Origin of the sequence: Mesorhizobium sp. M2A.F.Ca.ET.039.01.1.1, assembly GCF_003998035.1 — a bacterium.
Taxonomy (GTDB): domain Bacteria; phylum Pseudomonadota; class Alphaproteobacteria; order Rhizobiales; family Rhizobiaceae; genus Mesorhizobium.
Window position 1 is genome coordinate 1 of sequence record NZ_RZRY01000665.1, and the last position, 3,425, is coordinate 3,425.

At 63.2% G+C, this 3,425-nt stretch carries 4 protein-coding genes; all 4 read right to left on the minus strand.

The features are described from left to right. Positions 1 to 91: 91 nt before the first annotated feature. Positions 92 to 316, minus strand: a complete 225-nt coding sequence (locus EOA24_RS31425; RefSeq protein WP_027164582.1) for a F0F1 ATP synthase subunit C — start codon at positions 314 to 316, stop codon at positions 92 to 94. 79 nt (positions 317 to 395) lie between these two features. Next, positions 396 to 1,157 carry a F0F1 ATP synthase subunit A gene (locus tag EOA24_RS31430; protein ID WP_126078615.1) on the minus strand — a complete coding sequence of 254 codons (762 nt, stop codon included), beginning with the start codon at positions 1,155 to 1,157 and terminating at the stop codon, positions 396 to 398. 66 nt (positions 1,158 to 1,223) lie between these two features. Next, positions 1,224 to 1,616, minus strand: a complete 393-nt coding sequence (locus EOA24_RS31435; RefSeq protein ID WP_126078616.1) for an AtpZ/AtpI family protein — start codon at positions 1,614 to 1,616, stop codon at positions 1,224 to 1,226. A 290-nt stretch (positions 1,617 to 1,906) separates the two neighbouring features. Then, complete coding sequence (locus EOA24_RS31440) at positions 1,907 to 3,088, minus strand: cell wall hydrolase (RefSeq protein ID WP_126078617.1); 1,182 nt, start codon at positions 3,086 to 3,088, stop codon at positions 1,907 to 1,909. Positions 3,089 to 3,425 lie beyond the last annotated feature (337 nt).

The window sequence follows — 3,425 nt, forward strand, 5'->3', positions numbered from 1 at the left end:
TTCTTGCGCATATGCAGATGTCACGAACATCTCATTCCCCTGTCCATGGAACGGGGCCGCACCATGCGGCCCCTTTCGTCAGCTCTCAATCTTACTTGAAGACCAGGAGCAGAGCGATCAGGAGCGAGAAGATGCCCAGAGCTTCGGTCACGGCGAAGCCGAAGATCAGGCGGCCGAACTGGCCGTCGGCAGCCGACGGGTTGCGGAGCGCGCCCGAGAGGTAGCTGCCGAAGATGTTGCCGAGGCCGATGCCCGCGCCGCCCATGCCGATGCAGGCGATACCAGCGCCGATAGCAGCTGCTGCAGTTGCGTCCATTTCAAAACTCCTGTGGTTTGCTTGTTCGTTGCGGTTGGTACGTTGGGTATGCTGGCGCCGCGGCGCCGGTGAAAATCGATCAGTGGCTCGGGTGCAGCGCGTCGTTCAGATACATGCAGGTCAGCACCGCGAAAACGTAGGCCTGCAGGAAGGCGACCAGCAGCTCGAGGGCGGTCAATGCGACCGCCATGGCGAGCGGCAGGATGGAACCGGCGATGCCGACGGCGCCGAGCGCGCTGAGGCTGACGACGAAGCCCGAGAACACTTTCAGCGTGATGTGGCCGGCCAGCATGTTGGCGAAAAGACGAACCGAGAGGCTGACCGGACGCGAGACGAAGGAGATGACTTCGATCGCCACCACCAGCGGCAGAAGAAGACCCGGCACGCCATGCGGCACGAACAGCTTGAGGAAGCCCAAACCGTGCTTGGCGAAGCCGTAGACGACGACCGTGCCGATGACCATGATTGCCAGCGTGAAGGTGACGATGATGTGGCTGGTGACGGTGAAGAAATAGGGGAACAGGCCGATCAGGTTGGCGACCAGCACGAACATGAACAGCGAGAACACCAGCGGAAAGAACTGCATGCCCTGCTTGCCGGCGGCATCGCGCAGCATGTTGCCGACGAACTCATAGGCCATTTCGGAGACCGACTGCAGGCGCCCCGGGATCAAGGCGCGGCTGGCCGTGCTCCAATAGAGGAAAGCCGAGGCCAGCACGATCGTGACGACCATGAACAGGGAGGAGTTGGTGAACGAGACGTCGTAGCCGCCGATATGCAGCGGGATGATCGGATGGATCTGGAACTGGTGGATCGGATCGACCTTGTCAGCAGCAGCCACTTTAAATCCCCGTCAAAGCCACAATCGGCTTCTTAAGTTCACTTCAGCGCCGAGGGGGCGCCCACTTCATTCTTTCGGCTCGCGCGGCTTGCCGCCCTGACCGAATTCCGGTGCAAGCCCCGCCGAACGCAGGACATTGAGTATACCGGCGCCGAAGCCAAGCAGCAGGCCCACGATCAGACCCCAAGGCGCTGTTCCCGCCAGGCGGTCGATGATCCAGCCCAAGCCGACACCAACCACCACTCCGGCGATGAACTCGCTGGACAGTTTCAGCGCCTGACCGTAACCGGCCGCAGCTTTTGCTTCGTCTTTCCCCTCGAGCCGGTCCGTGCGCCTCGTCGCAAGCGATGCTTCGAGATCGCGCCGGCGGCGCTCAAGTTCGTCGTCGCGGATGGTGGCTTCTGGCTGCCTGCCGCGGCCGGTTTCTCCGGTTCCGTCTGGCCCGGTTTTGTCGGCCATCGCAACCCCCCCTGCCCGGGCAGACGATTGCCGTCCGTCCGCTTCTAAAGTCGCCGGCAACATAGTTAGAGGGTCCGCGCCCGTCAAGCCACGGGCCGAACTTCCAAGCGATGTATTTTTCGCTGTTAAAACAATGATTTATCGAGGTGCGACATCGTGCCCTTCACGCCCGCGTGAGGTGACGGTGCGAATCCTGGCGACAAGCCGCGTTCGCCGGGGCATGCCGGGCGCCGAAAGAAGGACAGCCGGGGGCGTCGTTTAGGCGGCTCGGCTCGAGCCGCCCAACCGGCTCAGCTCCAGCCGCCGCCATAGGTGCGGTAGAAGATGTGCAGGCCGATCCTGGTCATGCGCTGCATGGCGCGCGCCCAGCCGGGATGGACGTAGTTGGCATAGTAATGCGTCGACGAGCCGACCTCGGGAATGAAGATCTTGCCGGCGGTCACCGCCATGGCGACCTCCTGCGCGGTCTTGTAGGAAGCCTGGTCGGTGATGGTCTTCTTCCTGCCGTCGCAGGCGAAGGAGAATTGGCAGCGATTGAACCAGTCGTCGTTCTGGTAGACGACGCCGCAGATCGTCTTCGGATAGGCCGGGTTGCGGACGCGGTTCAGGATCACCTGGGCGACCGCCGCCTGGCCGCGGACGGGCTCGCTGCGCGCCTCGAAATAGATGCCCTTCGCAAGGCAGGCCTGCTCGGGCTTGGAAAAGACGCTGGCCGGCAGCGGGTTCTGCAGCCAGGCATGGTCGCCCTTGCCCATCGGCGGGATGAAACGGCCGTCATTCGGATCGTCCTGCAGCAGCGCCTCGAAGGGCGACGCCTTGGCATAGTCGGGCGCGGACTGGGCATAGGCGGTGGCGAGGATGTCCGGCTTGTCGTTGTTGACGAGGGCGACGAGCGCTGCCGGCAGATCCGGATCCGGCTTCTTGTCCTCGCGCAGATGGAAGGCTTGGGCGATCTGGACTTCCTTGCCCTTGATGCCGGGCTTGGCGAAGGTGAGCTTCAGGCCGCTGTCCATCGAGGGACGCAGCAGCGAGGAGGTGCGCTCGAAGATCGAGCCGGCGCTGAAATTCTTGGGCGGCGCGACGGGCGAGACCTGGACGAGGCGGCCCTTCTTGTCGGCGCGCACGACTCGATCTTCATCGGGCGTGACGCCCGCGGCGATGCCCTTGCCACGGAAGGCGACGGTGCCCACGCCCGGCAGATTGACGCCGGAGCCGGAGATCGAGCCGGTGGCGGTGGAATCGATGAACGGCATTTCTGCGGCATGCACGGAGCCGGCGGCGGATTTCTCGATATAGGCGTTCCAGCGGGCGCTGGGCGACTCCAGGCCGGTGATCAGGCTGGTCATATCCTGATAGGCGACGACCGACGGAAAGCCGATCCACATGCCGAGCCCGAGCACCAAAGGAGAAAGGAAGGAACGTCTTTTCGCAACGGCGGCGGCGGCAAGCCGCATGGAAATGCGTCGATGCACGGAACTCTCCAGAACACTACTGACCCCGGAGAGCCAAAATGAAGCATTAACCTTGATGCGGGGTTAACGACATCGATCATGTTCTTTTCATGTTTGAGAGAAGCCGGCTCGCTGTTTCCACAGCAAGCCGGTGAAGAATCGGGCCTGGCGGGTGCGTCGGGTTTGGATGAATCAGATCTGGCGCAGGAAGATCGGCCAGGCGAGCGCCGCGCAGATCGCGGCCGCGAGCCAAACGCCGGGCCATGCAAAAGCCACCAGCAGCCACGGAATGGCGATCGGCACCAGGCAGAAGCCGACGAACACAAAGCTGTTGGCGAGGCTGAGCGCGGTGCCGACA